18 protein-coding genes are annotated in these 20,479 nt (G+C 37.3%); 8 read left to right on the forward strand and 10 right to left on the reverse strand.

The features are described from left to right. Positions 1-43: 43 nt before the first annotated feature. The 4 genes from AC07UV_RS09645 to AC07UV_RS09660 all read left to right on the forward strand — a co-directional run bounded on the left by AC07UV_RS09645 (position 44) and on the right by AC07UV_RS09660 (position 4,172). On the forward strand, positions 44-1,594 hold the full coding sequence (locus AC07UV_RS09645) for a M20/M25/M40 family metallo-hydrolase (RefSeq protein ID WP_495183544.1): 1,551 nt from the start codon (positions 44-46) through the stop codon (positions 1,592-1,594). A 258-nt stretch (positions 1,595-1,852) separates the two neighbouring features. Then, positions 1,853-2,746: a metallophosphoesterase gene (locus AC07UV_RS09650; protein ID WP_495183545.1), complete on the forward strand. Its 894-nt coding sequence runs from the start codon at positions 1,853-1,855 to the stop codon at positions 2,744-2,746. 155 nt (positions 2,747-2,901) lie between these two features. Next, complete coding sequence (locus tag AC07UV_RS09655) at positions 2,902-3,486, forward strand: hypothetical protein (protein ID WP_495183546.1); 585 nt, start codon at positions 2,902-2,904, stop codon at positions 3,484-3,486. Positions 3,487-3,620: 134 nt separating this feature from the next. Next, on the forward strand, positions 3,621-4,172 hold the full coding sequence (locus AC07UV_RS09660; protein ID WP_495183547.1) for a dihydrofolate reductase family protein: 552 nt from the start codon (positions 3,621-3,623) through the stop codon (positions 4,170-4,172). Between the two features lie 51 nt (positions 4,173-4,223). Here the strand turns inward: AC07UV_RS09660 and eptA are convergent, their stop codons facing one another. The 5 genes from eptA to AC07UV_RS09685 all read right to left on the reverse strand — a co-directional run bounded on the left by eptA (position 4,224) and on the right by AC07UV_RS09685 (position 11,409). Further along, positions 4,224-5,750, reverse strand: coding sequence for a phosphoethanolamine--lipid A transferase EptA (eptA, locus tag AC07UV_RS09665; RefSeq protein ID WP_495183548.1), 1,527 nt, complete (start codon positions 5,748-5,750; stop codon positions 4,224-4,226). Positions 5,751-6,450: 700 nt separating this feature from the next. Then, positions 6,451-7,722, reverse strand: coding sequence for a glucose-1-phosphate adenylyltransferase (locus tag AC07UV_RS09670; RefSeq protein WP_495183549.1), 1,272 nt, complete (start codon positions 7,720-7,722; stop codon positions 6,451-6,453). A 321-nt stretch (positions 7,723-8,043) separates the two neighbouring features. Next, complete coding sequence (locus AC07UV_RS09675) at positions 8,044-9,228, reverse strand: metallophosphoesterase (RefSeq protein ID WP_495183550.1); 1,185 nt, start codon at positions 9,226-9,228, stop codon at positions 8,044-8,046. Positions 9,229-9,398: 170 nt separating this feature from the next. Next, positions 9,399-10,049 (reverse strand): TetR/AcrR family transcriptional regulator, encoded by a 651-nt coding sequence (locus AC07UV_RS09680; protein ID WP_282254251.1) that lies wholly within the window; start codon positions 10,047-10,049, stop codon positions 9,399-9,401. An 85-nt stretch (positions 10,050-10,134) separates the two neighbouring features. Next, positions 10,135-11,409 carry an aminotransferase class I/II-fold pyridoxal phosphate-dependent enzyme gene (locus AC07UV_RS09685; RefSeq protein ID WP_282254249.1) on the reverse strand — a complete coding sequence of 425 codons (1,275 nt, stop codon included), beginning with the start codon at positions 11,407-11,409 and terminating at the stop codon, positions 10,135-10,137. Positions 11,410-12,389: 980 nt separating this feature from the next. On the opposite strand from AC07UV_RS09685, the gene AC07UV_RS09690 reads away from it, so the two are divergent. Next, positions 12,390-12,800: a DUF6157 family protein gene (locus AC07UV_RS09690; RefSeq protein ID WP_282254248.1), complete on the forward strand. Its 411-nt coding sequence runs from the start codon at positions 12,390-12,392 to the stop codon at positions 12,798-12,800. 86 nt (positions 12,801-12,886) lie between these two features. On the opposite strand, the gene AC07UV_RS09695 is transcribed toward AC07UV_RS09690, so the two are convergent. The 3 genes from AC07UV_RS09695 to AC07UV_RS09705 form a co-directional block, all read right to left on the reverse strand. After that, positions 12,887-13,537 carry a DedA family protein gene (locus AC07UV_RS09695; RefSeq protein ID WP_172394057.1) on the reverse strand — a complete coding sequence of 217 codons (651 nt, stop codon included), beginning with the start codon at positions 13,535-13,537 and terminating at the stop codon, positions 12,887-12,889. Positions 13,538-13,845: 308 nt separating this feature from the next. Then, on the reverse strand, positions 13,846-15,000 hold the full coding sequence (locus AC07UV_RS09700) for a redoxin domain-containing protein (protein WP_495183551.1): 1,155 nt from the start codon (positions 14,998-15,000) through the stop codon (positions 13,846-13,848). Between the two features lie 71 nt (positions 15,001-15,071). Next, positions 15,072-15,734 (reverse strand): hypothetical protein, encoded by a 663-nt coding sequence (locus tag AC07UV_RS09705; RefSeq protein WP_495183552.1) that lies wholly within the window; start codon positions 15,732-15,734, stop codon positions 15,072-15,074. A gap of 501 nt (positions 15,735-16,235) precedes the next feature. Between AC07UV_RS09705 and AC07UV_RS09710 the strand changes: the two genes are divergently transcribed. From AC07UV_RS09710 to AC07UV_RS09720, 3 genes are all read left to right on the forward strand, one after another. Beyond that, positions 16,236-16,688 carry a DinB family protein gene (locus AC07UV_RS09710; RefSeq protein ID WP_495183553.1) on the forward strand — a complete coding sequence of 151 codons (453 nt, stop codon included), beginning with the start codon at positions 16,236-16,238 and terminating at the stop codon, positions 16,686-16,688. A 45-nt stretch (positions 16,689-16,733) separates the two neighbouring features. Continuing rightward, complete coding sequence (locus AC07UV_RS09715) at positions 16,734-17,201, forward strand: OsmC family protein (RefSeq protein ID WP_495183554.1); 468 nt, start codon at positions 16,734-16,736, stop codon at positions 17,199-17,201. A gap of 166 nt (positions 17,202-17,367) precedes the next feature. Continuing rightward, positions 17,368-18,603, forward strand: coding sequence for a TCR/Tet family MFS transporter (locus tag AC07UV_RS09720; protein ID WP_282254242.1), 1,236 nt, complete (start codon positions 17,368-17,370; stop codon positions 18,601-18,603). A 108-nt stretch (positions 18,604-18,711) separates the two neighbouring features. Here AC07UV_RS09720 and AC07UV_RS09725 read toward each other — a convergent pair whose 3' ends face one another. Together AC07UV_RS09725 and AC07UV_RS09730 are read right to left on the reverse strand one after the other, a co-directional pair. After that, positions 18,712-19,590, reverse strand: a complete 879-nt coding sequence (locus AC07UV_RS09725; RefSeq protein WP_495183555.1) for a pepsin/retropepsin-like aspartic protease family protein — start codon at positions 19,588-19,590, stop codon at positions 18,712-18,714. A gap of 279 nt (positions 19,591-19,869) precedes the next feature. Further along, positions 19,870-20,439, reverse strand: a complete 570-nt coding sequence (locus AC07UV_RS09730) for a Crp/Fnr family transcriptional regulator (protein WP_495183556.1) — start codon at positions 20,437-20,439, stop codon at positions 19,870-19,872. Positions 20,440-20,479 lie beyond the last annotated feature (40 nt).

The raw sequence follows: 20,479 nt of genomic DNA on the forward strand, positions 1-20,479 counted from the left end.
GAGATGGTATTGATATAAACGTTCCACCGCAAACAACGCTATTATGAAGAAGCTACTTTTGGTTCTATTGCTATTACTGATTGTGATTTTTGTTGGTTTATTGATCAACACATTGCTCTTCCCTTTTGCCAAGACAAAAAAATACGATGCACAAGCATTCCAGCCTATAAGCAATGATAGCATCTTATCCCGATTAGCTGGGGGAATTAAGATACCGTCTGTTTCCAATGGTGACCCAAATTTATTCGCATACGCCCCATTTGATACTTTTAAGCAGTATATCGCAGCAAGTTATCCCCTTATCCACCAGCAATTGGAGATCTATACAGTCCATTCCTATGGTTTAGTTTTTAAACTTAAGGGTAGCAATAGCAATTTATTACCACTCCTATTTTTGTCCCATTATGATGTTGTTCCTCCAGGTTCAGCTGAAATTAAAAACAAGTCCGAACATGTTTTCCGTCCTTCAGACAAACCACTCCCCCCAGTTACCACAATAGCAGAAGATTGGGATTATGCCCCTTTTTCTGGTGCTGTAGCAGATGGTCGGATTTATGGGCGCGGAACATTGGATATGAAAGGGATGCTCTTTTCATTACTTGAAGCCATGCAGAAAATACTGTTGGATAAGGAAAGGCCTCAGCGTGATATCTATCTTGCGTTTGGCTTTGATGAGGAAGTTGGTGGCGAACTTGGGGCAAGCAAAATAGCAACGGATTTCAAACGCAAGGGGCTACGATTTGAAGCTGTTTACGATGAAGGAGGACTCATTCTGGAGAAAGGATCTGTTAATGGAATAAATTCAGATGTAGCACTAATTGGCTGTGCTGAAAAGGGGTTCCTGTCTTTAAAGATCAAAGTTAAAGGTCTAGGTGGACATTCATCTATGCCGCCGTCTGAAACTGCCATTGGCAAAGCCGCGGTGATCATGCAACGACTCGAAGAACAGCAGATGAAACCGATGATCAGTCCACTTATTCAGCGTTTTTTTCAGCAGATAGGTGGTTCAATGCCTTTTGTTTCGCGCCTTGCGATAGCAAATAGATGGTTGATGGAACCTATCCTACTTGCCCAGTTAACTAAAAATCATTCTACCAACGCCTTGGTACGCACCACCACAGCGCTGACGATGATGAAAGGCAGCGATGCCCCCAATGTACTGTCACCAGAAGTCGAATTTGTTGTCAATTTTAGACTATTGCCTGAAAATACAATTCAGGAAGTTCAAGCACACGTAAAGAAAGCGACAGCCGGTTTTGATGTCGAAATAGAACAGGTTGATAATGCCCGGGAGGCCTCCAGTGTATCTTCTATTGATACGAAAGCGTATCAGATGATGGAAGCCTCCATTCGAAAGTTATACCCTGACCTTATTGTCACACCATACCTGACCGTTGGTGGTACAGATGCCATCAAATACCAAGAGCTCAGCAAGAATATTTACCGATTTATGCCAATCAAAATCAATCATTCCGAACAGCAAAGCATGCACAGTACCAATGAATATATCAGTATCGAAAACTATATGAAAATGATTGCGTATTTCTATTATATCATGCGAAATTATGACGAGCAAATACCATCATCTAAATAATGGATATCCAGTGTAGCACCATGGTTTTCTGAATTTTATGCAATCGATTGCTATTAATTTCTACTTTTAAACGTAAAAAAATCACGTATGCTTGTAAGAACCACCGATTAAGCAAAAGAACCAAAATTAAAATCAGTGGTCTAATCAGTTCGTTTTCGAGACATAAGCCTAATGGCATCTATTTCGAAAAGCTTAACAACTAATTAGGAATATAACCAATAGATGCCCTATGGCATGCAAAATCTAAAATAATCCAGAATGAAAATTAAAATTTTAGTATTCTCCCTTTTACTTGTCCTCTTACATGGTGTGAGCCTTGGCCAACAAAAGAATGCTCCATTGAAAATAGGTTTAATTGCAGACCCACAATATGCTGATCAGAACACCAAAGGGAGTCGATTTTACCGCAATTCACTTTCGAAATTAAATTCAGCAACGACAGCAATAAATGCAGCTGGCGTGGATTTTACGGTTATGGTAGGAGATTTAGTCGATGTGGGGACAAAAGATTTGGCTCCGGCCTTGCAGCATCTGTACAAACTCAATACACCAGTTTACAATTTACTGGGCAACCATGATTATGTCGATGTGAAAGACGGTGCCACACTCTACAAGGCCTATCGCATGCCCGCCCCTTACTATATCATAGAAAAAGGTAATTGGTTATTTATTCTCCTTAACACCAATGAACTCAGCGAATACGCAACATCAGAAGCTTCAGCTGAGCGCGCTGCTTGGCAAGCATTAAATAACCAGCTGAAACTCAAGGAACGGAAAAATACACAGCTATGGAATGGTGGCATCAGCACACAACAACTTGCATGGATGGAAAAACAGCTAAAAAAAGCAGAAAAAGATGCTAAGAGTATGATCATCTTCACCCATCATCCCTTATTTCCAGAAAACGGGCTTGAAACACTCAATAACAGGGATATATTGGCCATAATAGAAAAATACCCTGGTGTGAAAGCAGTTATCTCGGGACATCATCATCCTGGTAACTTTGCTAACTATAAAGGGATTCCCATGATTACACTTGAGGGAATGATCGAAACCAACAATGAAAATGCTTATGGGGTTTTGGAACTATCCCCCCACCGAATAGACCTGAACGGTCAGGGTCGTATGACCTCCAGAGAATTTGATTTTTAATAGCAGAATCACCCCAATATTGGGTGATTTGTTACTTAAGCGTTAGCGTACTGTTAAATTAGATTTGATTCAAATTGCAATTAGATGCCTGTAAAGAGATTGAAAGCAAAGTTTTAAAATTATCTTTAAAGTGCTAAATATAATGCGCAACGGATATGGAAAAAATAAGGACTTTTCAGCAATATGAGCTAAATAAAATCAGGAAAAATGTCAAAGATAGCGGACTGCAATTCGAAAAGTTTGGGAGATCTTCAAATATAATGGATTATTCTGATAGAGAAATCAACGAGATGATCCTGGGCATCTATAAAGATAGTAAGCATCTATTGGTCGATGGAGATTATTTTATTGATGTCTCGACAGTGCAGAAAGCAACGTGCATTTTAACTGATATATCCTATTCGCGAAGGATAAAACTGGATAAAACCTCCGCAATCAAATTGAAAAATATAAGAAATTTTTATATTCAGGATTATTTCCTAGAAACAAGTGAAAAGTTTTCCAATTCCTCTAAACACAAAATAACTGGCTACCTAAAAAAAATAGGTGGTATCAGTCTCGGCAAGGGAAGGTATAATCATGCTTATTCTATTCCAAACGATTTCAAAACTTTCTATAAAGGTATTCCGATAGACCTTTTTTACCCAATTCAACATTATATCAATGGTCTATTTTTTGGAGACGATTACCACGTCTCAACTTTCGAAGTAGTCAGCAACTTAACTATTGTAGACGAATAAGCTCCCCAATTTCCCATAATATGGCTATCTGTCTCAATCATCAGTAATTGGTTAATGCCCAAATTATTTTCTATCAAAAGTTAACAGTCCCCTGCTTTTTCGTAAATTCAGTGAATAGAAATATAAAGCACGATATGAGAAAAGTAATAGCGGCGATTAATATGAGCCTAGACGGCTTTTGCGATCATACTTTAATGCTTCCTGATGATGAAATTCATCAACATTATACCGACTTATTACGAGAGTCTGATACAATATTATATGGCAGGATAACCTATCAGCTCATGGAATATTGGCGGGCCTTCCTAACAACCTCTAGTGGTAATAAATCCTCAGACGAATTTGCGCATGTCATGAACACGATACCGAAAGTCGTCTTTTCACGAACCCTAAAAAACCTGGATTGGGATAGTGCAAGACTGGCAAAGCGAACTATCGTTGACGAGATTCTGGCGCTTAAACAACTACCGGGCAAAGATATTTTGATAGGTAGTCCTAGTCTAATTGTTGCATTGACAAAAAGCGACCTTATAGAGGAATATCAAATTTGTATTCACCCCATTATCGCTGGAAATGGTTTGCCTTTATTCAACAACATAAACAGAAAAATACAGCTGACATACCTAAAGACTAAAACCTTTGCTGGTGGTGCCACAATTCTATATTACAGGCCTACTCCCCAATAATCAATCGCATACTCCGCCTTTTGTAAACGATTCCCACCATTGGTCTGGATACTATTTAAAGATGTCCATATTTTCATCATAAATAGGACTCTGTATATTTAAAAAGTTCAGAACACTGTGAAATATATGGTTCTGGGTCAATATTTTATTGGGTTTTAGCTCTTTCGCTGGATCAGAAACCCAAACGATAAAAGGAATATCATATTGCTCCTTAGGAGCGATACTCATTGGCAGTCCATGCATATATAAATTGTTTTCACCTAAAGATTCACCATGATCAGAAACAAAAAGCATCGCACTTTGGTACTGCTTCAATTCTTTTAAATCTTCTATCAAGCGATTTAGGATATAGTCGGTATATACAATAGTATTGTCATAAGCGTTGACAAGTTCCTCCTTAGAACATTTTCCCAACTCTACACTATTACAAACAGGTTTAAACATTTCGAATTGAGCAGGATATTTTTTACTATAAGTAGGCCCATGGCTTGTACTTGTGTGTAGTACAATAAATATTTTATCCTTTTTACTGGCTAATATCTGCTCTTTTAATCCTGCTAAAAGAACCTCATCATAGCTACAGCCCTCGCCTTGACAATTCGATGTTAATTGTTCTGCTTTTTTGTAATCCTTGATGTGAACCGGAGGTTCGCCCCAGTTGGAAGTTCTCCAGACAACATCTACATCATTCCTGAACAGATAGTTTGGTAATATCTCATATAAATCCCCGCTATTTTTATGTTCCAAAATACATTTTACACCTGCGGTTGTATAAGTGGAACAGGAAGTAGCTTCAAAATGATGTAGATTCGGGATCTTGGATAGTAAGGGATTTGTATTTTTCTTGTAACCATACAACGAAAAATTCTGACTTCTAGCAGATTCACCTATTACCAAAATAACAACGGACTTTTTGTTATCCATTATTTTGGCATCAGGAAGTAAGATTTCCTTTTTATTTTCCTGCTGCTGATGAATATAAAAACGTGTGAAATTTACCGTATAAGACCAAGGCATCGCTAACCCGCCTAACGTTTTTGAATTTTTATCGATCCATAACCAATTACTCGCATTCGCAAAAATCAGAACAATAATAAACAATAGGCTGAGCGCAGAAGTAACAAGAAAACGCTTTAATTTCACATTTTCTATTTTCACTTTTGCAATGTAGATACTCGGTAGGATAACCAATAGAACGACATATAAAATCAGTTTAATAGAGAAAAAACTACTCGACTCTGCGTAATTGGTATTGAGGATATTCCCCACCATCGTTTCGTCTATGATAACACTATAGGTATTGATAAAATAAACCGCGATGGAATTGCCAATGAAAAAGAAAATCAGCAAAACTTTGCCAACAAGGCGTGACAGAAAAAATATTAAATAGAGTACAAAAGCGTTTAAAACCAGCATTAAAATCACTAAGCTTAGGATCAGAACAATGCCATTCAGACTTTTAAAATCAATATTTTTAAAAACAAATGAGAAAAAAGGGATATGGAAAAATATAAAATTAAGAATACTTATCAATAACACGAAATGGGTTATCTTTATGTTATTTTTTAGCTTAAACATTATAGTTTTATAAAGTGAAATATCTATGTTAACCAACGAAAAGCAAGAAAAACATCCAATTTCCGTCAACTATTCCGATGATTAATATCGTGCCGAAAATAAGAAATAATAAAATAAAAAACGGATAATTTTTCCTAATATTAATCGATTTCAAATCTCACATTTCAGCGATAAAAAATAGCGTTGGTTGCGCAATCCGGCTAAAATCTCCTTCTTTTAGTACGTATTATTCATTTCACGAAACTGTTTTCGCTGAAGGAAATTGGGGTTACACCAACCGCATAAGATCAGATGTTCAAGTACACCTATCAATTACCTTGATTAATAAGAAATAAAAAGAGAGTAGATTGCGTATTTTTCGAAAGTTCCTGGCTACGCTTGATAGAATTTAAACATTTTGCACAAAACCAATCGATTGTAGATTTCAAACTACAGTTTTAACGATCAAGATGAAGGTTATGATAATGGGCATGACTTTTGCCAAATTAAATTTATAAGTAATAAATAAAAAAAGATCATGAGAAGAACCCCTTATACTACAACTGTCATCGTTTTATTGATACTATGTGTGGTCGTGTTGATGACAACTTGCGCTAGAATTGTGTAAATGTTAACGCAAATTCGGATCAGGCAAACAATTCAATAAAAGACCAGGTGCATAAAGCTCCTAGTCCTTTACTCATTTGTGTCTGAAAAATAGCTAACAGCCTATACTTACACCATTCGAGATTACAGCATTTTTCTTTACAACAACGATGCCATCGCAGATTGTATGCGTCTGAAAATCGCCATCCTCCAGATGTGGTCCTCCTTTTATTCTGACATCATTGCCTATCCTACAATTTTTATCCAAAATGGCATTTTCGATATAACAACGTTCTCCAACACCAACCGGTGGCGGTTTTTGGGTATTCCCCAATTCAATGACTTCCTCAAGTTGTTCGTAATGATCTGATCCCATCATATAAGTCGATTTAATTACCGTGCCCTCACCAATACGGGAACGTATACCGATCACTGACCGTTCGAGCTTATCGGCATTGAGGATACAACCATCTGCGATAACTGTATTATTAAGTGTAGTTCCTGAAATCTTTGACGGTGGTAGCATACGCGCTCGTGTAAATACTGTTTCATCAAACAAATTGAAATCAGGAACATCTGCAGTCAATCCAATATTGGCATCAAAAAAAGATTTTATCGTTCCGATATCTGTCCAATAACCATCAAACTGATAGCTGAGTACTTTATACTTGTTAATGGCATCTGGTAATATTTCCTTCCCAAAGTCCATGCCTGGATTGGCAAGCAGTAAATTGAGCAAAACACCTTTTGAAAAAACATAAATCCCCATCGATGCCAGATAATTCCGTCCACATTTGGCCATCTCACTGGAGACTTCTGAAGACCAATTCAACACCTCCTCTTTATTGGGTTTTTCGGTGAACGCCGTAATTACATTTGCCTCATTGGCTTTGAGAATGCCAAACCCGGTCGCATCGGCTACATTGACAGGAATGGTTGCAATTGTGATGTGCCCGCCGTTCTGCACATGAAAGTCGACTAAAGCAGAATAGTCCATTTGATAGAGCTGGTCGCCCGATAAGACCAATACATAATCGTAGTCAACATTCAATAGGTGCTTGTGTGTACGTCTCACGGCATCAGCTGTTCCCTGAAACCATCGATCGCCCTCGTTCGTTTGTTCAGCAGCCAAAATGTCAACAAAACCTTTACTGAAAATGCTGAAATTATAAGCGTTTTTGATGTGCGTATTCAAAGAAGCTGAATTGAACTGTGTTAAAACGAATATCTTGTTATATCCAGAATTTAAACAATTCGAAATGGGAATATCGACCAATCGATATTTCCCAGCAATGGGAACAGCCGGCTTAGAACGCTGTTGTGTCAATGGATAAAGTCGAGACCCTCTACCCCCTCCCAAAATAAGGGAAACTACTTTGTGTGCCATACCTCAAATTAAATAATTGGTTTACAAATCTAATTAACTATCGAACGCATCCATTGAAGGATCTATATGACAATCCGCTTGATCATATTTACCTATATTAGGTCAAGAACAGGATATTTTTCTTTTGTTTAATTTGATGCAATTGGTTATTACTACTTAGCTTATCGCTCCTCTTTAGAACAAGCTACGATGACTAAATATAATAAAATTAATCTTCGGAACAAAAAATATTATCCAATCTTGTCCATGAATATGCCTAAAATTTGATTTGCAAAATAAGTCTGACCTTCCGAACAGCATCAGCTCAACACCTTCCGAAAATTATGAAATAGATTTTTTTAGCGTGATAACCGTAATCTCTGGCCATACACCTATCCTGCCCTTGAGTTCATGATAGCCAAAGCCGCGGTTGACATACAAGTATTTGCCTTGTTTTTGATATAATCCAGCCCATTGTTCATAGAAATATTGTATCGGGCTCCATTTAAATCCGAACAACTCTATACCAAATTGCATCCCATGCGTATGCCCGGCCAATGTCAGATGCACATGTTTTTCGTGATCTAAAGTGACATGATCCCAATGAGAAGGATCATGTGACATCAATATGTTAAAAGAGTCCGAAGAGAGACCGGATGTTGCTTTACTTAAGTCTCCATATTGATGAAAACCACCCTTTCCCCAGTTTTCCACCCCGATCAACGCAATGCTAGCATCCCCTTTTCGAATTGATATAGATTCATTCATCAACAGCTGAAATCCCATCTCCCCATGAATTTCTTTCAACCTAATAAGATTAGATGCTTTCAATTCAACACTATCCCATTGTGTATAATCTCCATAATCATGATTTCCGAGTACAGAATATTTACCAAACGGAGCTTTTAGCGAAGTGAAATCTGAGATCCAGGATTCCATTTCAACGGCTCTATTATTGACGAGGTCACCTGTAAACAGGAGAAGATCACCATCCTGGGCATTCGCTAGTGCGATGCCTTTTCGGACTCCATTAACATCCGATAAGCTTCCAGAATGAATATCCGAAATCTGTGTGATTTTAAATCCATCAAATGCATCTGGCAGATCCGGAAAACTTAAGACTTCCTCCCTTACCCGATATAGATGTCGCCCTCTGGTGAGGCCAAAAATAATAATTAAAACAATCAGTAAAGCCAGTACAAGCACAAATTCGCTTAGATAAATACTTCGTGGAGGAAATCCCTGTAATAGTCGTACCAAGTCCTCCGCCAATAGGATCGGAAAGGCTGGCAATTTTGGAATAAATACGATCAAAAAAGAAGTAACCAGATCTCCTGCCAGTCGCTGAATATCTTTGCCCTGTTGCCGAAGAAAAATCAGGGTAAACACTCCGATAAGCAACAATACATCTAGATACCAATAAATTTTGTGTAAAAATGGAGTATGAATAACGGTCGTGAATGCCTGAAAGAAATAAGCATCACCAATTACAAACAGCATTAATATGAGCAATAACCTCTTTGCCATGTTTCAAATCGTTTAATCTAAACAGGCGAATGATATGCCAAAAAATGATGATGACGAATTGAACGATTCTTTAAATAGAATATTGATATCTGTATGACAATGTCTGTCATAATCAGTTGAATTTCTTTGCCATAATTGACAGAGTGGCATAGCGCAATACTGCCCCCTTATCAAGCTTCGGTCGGATGTTTTTCGTTCTCTCCATAAGCCCAAGAGAGAATTGTTTTAACCGCATTGCGAATTCTGTCTAAACCATCAGCGTTAAGCTCAATCTCACAAAAAGTACTTTCTGTATTTATAGAATGTAATACCAGATAATAGATTCCAGCAGTCAGAATACTACTAATAGCCCGCAAATCGACATTTTTACCCTCCATTTCCTTATCGGCAAAGGCGAAAAACAAAGCACTCATCTTTTCCCGTTCTCTTGTGATCTGAGACATAATCTCAGATTTTTCACTGATCTGCCAAAGAACCGCTTTTTGCATTTCGGTATTCTCCAGAAAGCTATCCATTTGGTTTAGTAATAATGATTCGAGAAAGCCCTTTGAGCCCTCGGTTGGAGCAGTACCAAAATATTCAACAGCACCCAGCGTAGCAGACACCCAGTAGTCTTTACTTCTGATGTATGTTTCAACCAAATTGTCAACGGAGCCGAAATAAAGTGAAATGAGCTTCCTATCAACACCTGCAATTTTAGAAATATTAGCAATTGTTAAGCCCGTGTACCCCTTATCTCTAAGAACCTGACCAACAGACAAAATAAGTTTGTTCATGGTACGTTCTTTATCATTCTTTTCTCCTTTATAAGTTTTACGCATCTGTTATTGATATGGTATTGATCTGAACCGCTAAAATTAAGCATTCAGATCAATATAATAAATAATTAAATATTATAAGATTAATTTATCTTGATTTTTTTAGGCTTACAACCTTACTGATGTCCTCCAGTGTATTTAATACCTTGTCCAAATGCTCCTTTGTATGAGTAGCCATCAGACTTGTGCGGATACGGGCATCTTTTTTTGCCACGCCAGGATAGACAATACAATTTGCATAAACACCTTTTTGTAATAACATGCGCGATACCTGAGCAGTTCTAATTGGATCACCGATCTTTATTGGAATAATTGGAGATGCCGACATACCAATATCTACACCAAGAGACAACAGCCCTTCTTTAAAATAAGCCACATTGTCACTGAGTCTTGTTCGCCAATAAGGCTCTTCGTCAATTAAATCAATGGCTTTCAATAAACCGAAACTTGCGGGGGTCGATGTAGAGGAAAATACCTGCTGTCTGGATTGATAACGAAGGTAATTAATGATTTCTGGCGTTGAAACTATAAAACCTCCTATATGACCAAACGCTTTACTCAAAGTACCAGCAATAATATCTACTTTATCCAAAAGATTATAGGCTTCAATGGTTCCCCTACCTTTATCCCCCATTACACCTATTCCATGCGCATCATCCACCATTAAATAGGCACCATACTTTCTGGTTAATGTATAAATTTCATCCATCGTGGCTAAATCACCATTTTGGGAATATACACCGTCGATGATCACCAACTTAGTTCTGAACTTACTCTCCGCGTCAGCCAACGCACGTTCAAGATGAATCATACTGTTATGTGGAAATCGCTTGACATTTGTATTCAATAAGCCCTCATAAACACTTGCATGTACTTCCATATCAACAATAGCACAGTCCTCCTGTTTCAACAAGCTCAATAAAGTAGAACTATTTGCGGTATATCCAGTTGTAAAAACGATACTCGAACCGTCCGGACGATTGAAAAATTTACAAATCTTCTCTTCCAATGCGACATGGTATTCATGATGCCCTCCTATTAACGGTGATGCTCCTGCCCCTGTGCCATATTTTTCTATCCCAGCTATTGCTGCAGCTTTCACTTTCGGATGTTGGGAAAAATTAAGGTAATCGTTTGACACAAGACTTATGCACTCTGTTGGTTTCTCTAAAAATGGTGAATTTACTATAGCGGTCGGCCCACAGCCTTGTGTTATAAATCTAAAGTTAAGATGCTGATTTTCTTTCATATAATTGATGTAGGAACTAAAATACTTTGCAGTATCCATCATATCAAAACCAGCAATATTCTCAAATTCTTTGAAGCTTGCTGTTGCAAAATCAATGTGTTCGTTAATTTCCATAGATATTTTTTTAGGTATTCATAATAATACCATAAATATAAAGTAAAAAATAGATCACCCATCTGCTCAGAGAGTCATTTGCTGGAAATTTTTGATGATATACTTAGGACATACCGGAACACACCGATCTATGAAAATCGAATTTTAACACAAACAGCCTAGGGCGGGCTGAAGTTCTCAATAAAGAAATAAAACTTAGATCATAGCATTAATTTAAGAAAAGCTATTTTAAACAACAGTGGTAGCCCCTACAGCTACCACTGTTAAATTATACACCTACCTACAGTATACATATCATATGTACATTTTTATATGGAAATACTCCCCTATAAAAGCTTACTCAGATCGCGCATTCAAGCTGAATAAGTAGAAAATGTTTTAACGATATACAAATATAGAAAAATAAAATTTCCCTTGTATGTTAAAATTAAAAAAAATATAAAAATACTTATACAGTCCTTGAGAGACAAGTTTTACACAAAACGAATATACATGTTTGACCATTGTAACTATAGTTATTATATTTTTTCATTCCTATAAGAAAATAACATAGCCAACCTATATTCGAACAATAAATTTTCTCAAAACAAGGAATATTATAAATTATTGTTATAAATTTGAATAGTGAAAAGGGCTAGAACAACCATTTGTTACTTTATGCTATATTTTCATGTGAATTAGCAAATGGATTAATCATTAATACCGTATAGTGTATTGAAAGAAAAATGGCCACTAATCTATTGATTTGTAGCCATTTATGATAGGTATACTGTAGGGTGCTGCGTAATAATTCTGTAAATCTAAGAAAAATACTGCAAAACATTTCTTTTTCGTGAAAAAAAATGTTTAAAACACAGATGAAATTAGTAATAATACAGATAATAATTTCCTTAAAAACTTTTGACAACTCCATAGGAATACCTATTTTGCTCCCATCTTATTTCTTGAATTATTGTGACAGTACACCTAAAAAATAACATATGAAATTTCATTCCACCAACTACTTTGACACATTTATTGAAGTAGCTGAAGATACACAAGTATCCAAAGGAACAGTCCCTCCTATAAGAAATAGAAAGACAATAGCGGAAATACAATATGAACTGATCACACAATTTCCATATAGATACACTTCCGATGAACTTCTTTTTCAGATTTATGCTGATCGCAACGCACTTAATGAAGCAGACTATCAAGAGGCAAAGAATATATTCTTTTCAAAAGGGCAAGCTTGCCTACGTGCATCTCCACTTACAAAAATCTATGGGTTTGGAATCCATAGTAATCACGATGGCAAAATAGCAGGCTATGGAATGGAAACCAAAGAGTACCGAAATTTTATAAATGACGCGACCACAAAGAAAGTGAAGGCGATGAAATCAAACAAATAGCGGATCACCCCTACAAAGTGGACGATCATCTTAATTGTTATTGCATCATATAGTCTTCCTATTGGTTTAGGAAGATGATCAATATCTTATTGGGCAATCTTTGCTTTGTCTTTCGAAGTAAATGCTTTTATAATGACTGGTGCCGTTGCTATCAAAACGATAACGATAATAACAAGCTCCAGATTCTCCTTCACCCATACATTCTCACCTAACAAATAACCAAGTGTAACTAGACTCCCTGACCAGACAACCGCACCAATCACATTGTACAACACAAATTTTCTGAACTCCATCCCAACAATACCAGCGACAATTGGAGCAAAAGTCCGAACAATAGGAAGAAACCTTGCAAGCACAATAGCACCTCCGCCCCTTTTTTCGTAAAACTCCTGTGCTTTAAAGATATAGCTCTTTTTGAAAAACCAGCTATCCTCCATGCTCATGATTCTTTTCCCAAAGATCTTCCCACACCAATATCCAACAAAGTTACCCAGAATTGCAGCCAACGATACAAGCACAATCCAATATAGTAAGGTAGGCACCTGTTCCGAAGGCGAAATGCTCATATTGGAAACAATCATTCCTGCAATGAAAAGAATAGGATCTCCAGGAAGGAAAAAGCCAATGAGTATACCTGTCTCAGCAAAAATAATAAACAACAGAAGATACAAACCTCCATGGGAAACAATCCAGTCTGGATTTGTGAGGTTATTTAGAAATTCAAAAAAAACATCCATCAAATAAGTCGAATAATATCTAAAACAAAAATAATCGGCCGCTCTTCCACCGATGACCTGACGCGTTCATTCTGTCACCTGTATCAAAATAAGATACAATTGAAAAAATAAATTTTTAAAGCATCCAGCACTCAGTTAAACCTGCTTACAGCCCGAATATCTTATAGCCATGTGATCTCTAATTAAAGGCGCAAGATAGAAAATCGCTTGCAATTGTAGGCAATTTTTCATACTTATTTTTGGAACAAAATGTCATGTTTTGTAAAAGCCCAATTTACAGGGATATTTTGGATAGGAAGATAGCGATCTTACGGAGTCGGTAGATCCGCGAAGATCCTCTTCAGCATATTTTGTAATTCCTCAGCCCTTAGATTACGGGCGATTATTTTACCCTTCGGATCGAGCAGAAAACTGGCAGGAATAGCATTAATTCCATAAATTTTTGCTGCATAACTGTCCCAGCCCCCTAGATCCGAAACCTGAGCCCATAATAGGCTATCTCCTTTTATTGCATCGATCCAGGCAGCTTTCCGTGCCGCATCGTCCAGGGAGATTCCCAGTATATCAAATCCTTTGTCATGATATTTTTGATAAGCTTTTACAAGGTTCGGATTTTCTGCACGACAAGGACCACACCAACTCGCCCAAAAATCCAAGAGTAAATACTTTTCCGAAAAATCCGAAATTTTGATGGTTTTCCCCTCCGGGTTTTTGAGCGTTAGGTCTGGCGCCTGCTGCCCGACTTTGGTCTTGGACTGGGCTTCCAGTTGCAACGGAATCACCTTGCCCAGAGGACTTTCTTTTAGCCTACTCGAAAGACCTTCAAACGCTGACTTGGCCGATGCATAAAATTTCTCCTGACCTGCGACAAAACTTAAACCAATTACACTGAGGTATGAATCGGGATGGCTTCTAGCAAAATCCAGGTAGACACTGTAATTTTCATCCATAAGATTCATTTCCCGTGCGAGAAACTGGGCAAATATGACAGAATCTTTCTGTTGTTCTAGTGGAAGTTTGGAAAATTCTTTATTTAATGCGTCGAATTTATTGTCAACAGTTTTTTTCATCTCTAGAAGCTTTGCATTTTCCGTATTGAGTTTGGATCCATTCATTACAATATTTTTTAGTGAATCCTTCGCATTCATCCCGATTTGAGCAGCTTCCAGATAAAAGCGGAAGTAATCCAGCTTCTCACTGGGCTGTAGCTTGTTCACATAGGGGTTTTTATGGAGATAAAGCGCAGAATAAACCGGATACGCGAGCTGCCCCTTAAACGTAAAGCGTCCCCCTTTCGTTTCTGTGGAATCAACAAACGAGACACCATCACTGTTATAAACCAGAAAAAGCCTACTGCTATCTTTCAACTGATCTACTTTGCCTGTAATGAAGTAATTATTCTGAGCAAAGGTCAAAATAGGAAATAGTAAAAACATCGATAAACACAGTAAAGAAGTTCTCATCAAGTTTTCCTTTAAGTCTATTAATCAAAAGATTACTAAAAATAATAAATTTATTTCGATCAAACGAATATTTAAATATCTTGAGATATCCGTATATTTGAAAATAACTTTTTCACGACGACAATCAAGTGCTCAACCTGTTTCATATCCCCCCCAATTGGAACAGCTATACGTGAATCTTTTAAGCCATACAATGCCGGATCTTTTATCTTCAGAAACATTTCGCATTTACTCTTTCCAAGGTAGCGTTTAAAATTAATTTCCTGGATATCATTGATAAACACAAACTGATAATCACTCATGTATATCCCGTTAGGAGCCAACTTAATGGTTGTTTTCTCTGTAAATGGAATCAGTAGAAATTTCCCTCCAAGAAACAAGACGAAAACACCGAAGATTGATTTCTCGTAAAACATACCAATTCCCGAAAAGCAAATAATTGACCCAAAAATCATCATCGCTAATATACTTGAACTTACAGTATATGTCTCTTTGTAATTTATTGTGGCTTTACTCAAGGACCGCTGATGAACAGCTTTGTACTTTTGTACAAACTCCACTTTTTTGGCATCTTTTTTCCATTCCAGAAAATAATATAAATTGATCAGGGCCAAGCCAACAGCACAAAAGCCTAGTCCTGTCGATTTCATATCGAATGGATAATACAACAAAAGATTGGTTGCAATATACAATACATTGTAACCAATGACCCTATAAACTTTTTTACTATCCATTCAGTGTTTTTCAATTATCCGCAAAGATAATCATTTCAGCTTATCATTCGTCCCTTAAACAATCCACAGGATTAGCCAATGAAGCATGTATGGATTGATTATTTTTACCGATAGATCCGACGATATGAAGACGGTCTGTTTTTGGATACCCCCTATCAAAATGAAGCTAAGAATCTACCCATAATGTAATCAGCATCGCCGCAGCCTGGCCGATGATGTTGATCGCTGTAAATCCCTTCGTTCTTATCAGACTGCGGAAGGCTGTCTTGACATAATTGCTCATCAGGTTAAATCCATAATCAATCTGCCCGACAATTCAAACAAACAACTGATAAACAATATATTAAATAATTTTAAAATCATATTATATGTCCGTTTGCGGACAATTATTGTTCGTTTGTGGGTGAACTTAACTTACCGGACAGCAATAAAATTAATGCTTCAACCCACCTTTATATACTTAACTTACGTATATTTAATACCGCAACTAAGTAATTCGAGATGTCAACTCCGCTAATACAATTATGGTTATATAACGATTGGGCGAATAACCTGCTCATCGAGAAAATGAAACAGGAAGCCGAAAAAACTCCTTCAGTTTGTTTACAATTATTCAGTCATATAATGAATGCACAGCTGATATGGTTATATCGACTGAATGGAGAAAAACCTCCCGTAGGTGTTTGGGATGAGCATAGTTTATTAACATGTGAACACTACCATCAACTGGCTTCTTCGGGATTTAAGGAAAAGGTCTACGCTGATGCTGCTGAGATCGCTACAATCATATCCTATACCAATACAAAGCATGAACAGTTCCAGAATTCGTTTGGAGACATCCTGTTACATGTATTTAATCATGGCACTTATCACAGAGCGCAGATAGCCTCAGAAATGAGAACAAATGGACTTGATCCGATCAACACAGATTATATTTCGTTTGTTCGAATATAGTATTGGTATCATAAGTAGAAATTAATAAAAGCGCTATTTCATAGAATGAGTTTCAAACATTACTTTAAGGCCAGTTTAACATGGTTTCATCAGGAACAGTCTACATCCTTACCAAAGGTATATAATAAGAGCCATCGGATTTCCATCCAGGGCAAGGCAGATTTACAGGTCTCAGCGGCAAAAGCTTTCAAGGGTGACCCAACATTATATAACCCTGAAGATCTTTTACTGAGTAGCCTTGTTTCCTGCCATATGATGTCTTATCTATATGTATGTTCCAAAAATAACATCGAGGTGATTTCGTACACGGACAATGCCGAGGCGGTATTAGAAACCAGCCCTGATGCAAGTGGCAGATTTGTGCAGGTTGATCTGTTTCCAGAAGTGGTTATTTCAGATCCTGATAAAATAGTATTGGCGACATCACTACATCACGAAGCAAATCAACTTTGCTTTATAGCCAATTCCTGTAACTTCCCGGTACGACATCATGCTGTTTGCCACACTATTTAAGTGCTGAATATAGGTACAATACAACTTATTTTTCCCAGTAGATTTGAAACCTACAACATGCACAGTGGCATTATCGATCAACTTTCTCAATTAGTCCAATAGTTTACCACAAATTAACCTTTTAAAATTTAGGTGAATTTTTTCAGGAATTTTCTATTTTTAGGCCATGATTGACAACTCCAAGAAAAAGGCCGCCATAGGCTTTATATTTATCACTTTACTTATCGATATCACAGGATGGGGTATTATCATTCCAGTGGTTCCAAAATTGATTGAAGAACTGATCCACAGCGACATCAGTGAAGCTGCAAAGTACGGTGGCTGGCTGGGTTTCGCTTATGCTTTTACACAGTTTATATTCTCTCCTGTAGTAGGTAATCTGAGTGACAAATATGGACGAAGACCGATTATTTTGATTTCTTTATTCGGCTTTGCAGTAGACTACATTTTTCTCGCCCTCGCCCCTTCGATAGGTTGGCTATTTTTGGGGCGGGTTATTGCAGGATTGACCGGAGCAAGTTTCACAACCGCCAGTGCTTATATCGCGGATATTTCTACCGATGAGGATCGGGCCAAAAACTTTGGATTAATTGGTGCTGCCTTCGGATTGGGTTTTATTATTGGCCCCGTCATCGGAGGATTGCTTGGCCATTACGGTGCACGAGTTCCTTTTTACGCTGCCGCAGGTTTATGTCTATTGAATTTTCTGTATGGGTATTTTATTCTGCCCGAAAGTTTAGACAAAGATAAGCGACGGGCTTTTGACTGGAAGCGCGCAAATCCCATCGGATCCTTTCGATTTTTGGGAAAACACCCCGAAATTTCAGGTTTGATCGTCGCATTGATCCTGATCTATATTGCGGGCCATGCCGTACAGAGTAACTGGAATTTCTTTACCATGTACAAATTTAACTGGACCGAAAGAATGGTTGGTATCTCACTTGGGGTCATCGGTTTATTGATCGGTCTGGTACAAGGCGTCTTAATACGTTGGACCACACCAAAACTCGGTGAGCAAAAAAGCATTTATTATGGACTGATCTTTTATGCGATAGGACTCTTATTGTTTGCATTTGCCAATCAAGGTTGGATGATGTTTGTCTTTCTTATCCCTTATTGCCTAGGTGGAATATGTGGTCCTGCACTGCAATCTGTCATTACTAAAAATGTCCCATCGAATGAACAGGGAGAACTTCAGGGAGCGTTAACCAGTTTAATGAGTGCAACATCGATTATAGGCCCTCCAATGATGACCAATCTGTTTTACTTTTTTACACATGATAATGCGCCATTCAAATTCTCCGGAGCGCCTTTTTTCCTCGCGTTTATTCTAATGACAATCAGTGTGATTATCGTATATTCAGCCTTCAGACGAAAGAATAAAGAACAGCTTGAAAATTAAATTCCGAAGACAATACTATCTAACAAAGGCCAGCCCATCAAAAGATGAGCTGGCCTTTTCTTTTATCAGATATCAATCTGATACATCTGAAGATTAAAATACAACTGTCTACTTTTTTATAATGCCAAATCTTTTATTTCTAAAATCAATAACAATCGTTTTATCCATAAAGAAGATATTGCCGATAATCCCATCAATATTATCTTGTTTAAAGGAGAAGAAATCATCTTCAGTATACCAAAATTCCTTCAAACCAAATGTGTTATCTCCGATCTGGACTGCCGTATTTATCTCAACAGATTTTACAATAAGAGGATTATTAAAATTTCGAATATTCAGTTCATCTTTAGCTTTTGCATTTGTGATTAAACGATCGAAATTCTGTCTGTAGCTTACGATCGGAAATATACTTGAACCACTGTCATATAAAAAATTATACGTTTTACCATCGATCTTCAAGGGGATTATTGCTTTATTATTGACGATGTTCATTGGTACGAATGCCGTCTTGCGGTCCATATCCTTATCCACTTCGTTAACAACAGTAATGCTTTGCTTTGGGAAATCAATAATTAGGCATTTCCCCTGAAAGACATCTGCTCCAACTGTTCCACAAGATTCCCCTTGACTATGATTCAGTAGACCATAGAGCTTATGATTCTTTATCGGATAGTCACCAATATTAAAACTTTGGTCATCAATGGTAAAAATAGTATGCCCTCCCGCATCAGAAGTAGGATCTATCTTTTTCGATTTAATAAATGCCGCGTCAGAGAAGCATTGATCATAAATTAATGTCGCATTAGCCCCCAGGTCAAACTGAAAAGCATAAGTCTTATTTTCTATAGTGACCGGTACGCTCATCGCAATTTTGTCGATCAGTCTCTCACCAATAGAATCCTTTTCCCATTTAAAATTGATTTTCTGTGCTTGCGATTGTGCACAATAGGCGATCAATATCGCGGATAGTACTATTTTAATTTTCATATGTTGTTATTCAATGACGCGATAATCGAAATCTTTACCGAACCAGGTTATTATTGTATTTGACGGCTATTTTAATAATTAAAGCAAATTCAACTAATCTACCAATATTATTACTTACTGAATCACAACAACTTAAAATAACACCTTCTTTTAGATGTCCATTAATGAACGTTTGACTGTCCAATAATGAACACATATGCCGTATCAGGTAAAACGACCCTAATAAAAGCATCCGAGAACATTCCATCCTTTTGCTAAAAATGAACGCAACACAAAAAACTACAATTTCGATTTCAAGCGACTGAGTGTCTCCTGCGAAATATTTAAATAAGATGCGACCATTTTATTCGACATTCTACGGACGATCATCGGATTTTCTGTCAACAATTGTCGATATTTTTCCAGCGCATCCTGCATAAGGAAAGACATTAAGCGTCTGGTATTGGTAACATAGGCTATTTCCAGGTAAATCCGATAAAATTTCTCCCATTGCGGAACAACGTTCAACAAATGGTAGAAATCTTTATGACTGATGGCATAGATTTCAGATTCTTCAACAGCCTGAATAAATTCCTCGGATTCTTCTGAGGTAATAAAGCTGACAAGGGCGGTCGCAAATTGGTTTTCAAAAGCAAAATAACGTATCGCTTCCTGTCCATTTTCATTAATAAAAAAGATCCGTAGACAACCCTTGACAACAAAAAAAGAACGCTGGCTAATCTCTCCATTCGCCAGCAATAGTTCATTTTTCTTTAATTTGATAGGTTTGAAAAAACCGAGTATAGTACTAAGTTCTTCATCTGTTACAGTTATCTTACTTGTTATATATGATATCAATAGATTGTCCATGCATTTGTCCTAAGTCGCGAAACAGCAAAGTTAGCAAAAT

The organism is Sphingobacterium sp. GW821-FHT03E03, from assembly GCF_059420745.1.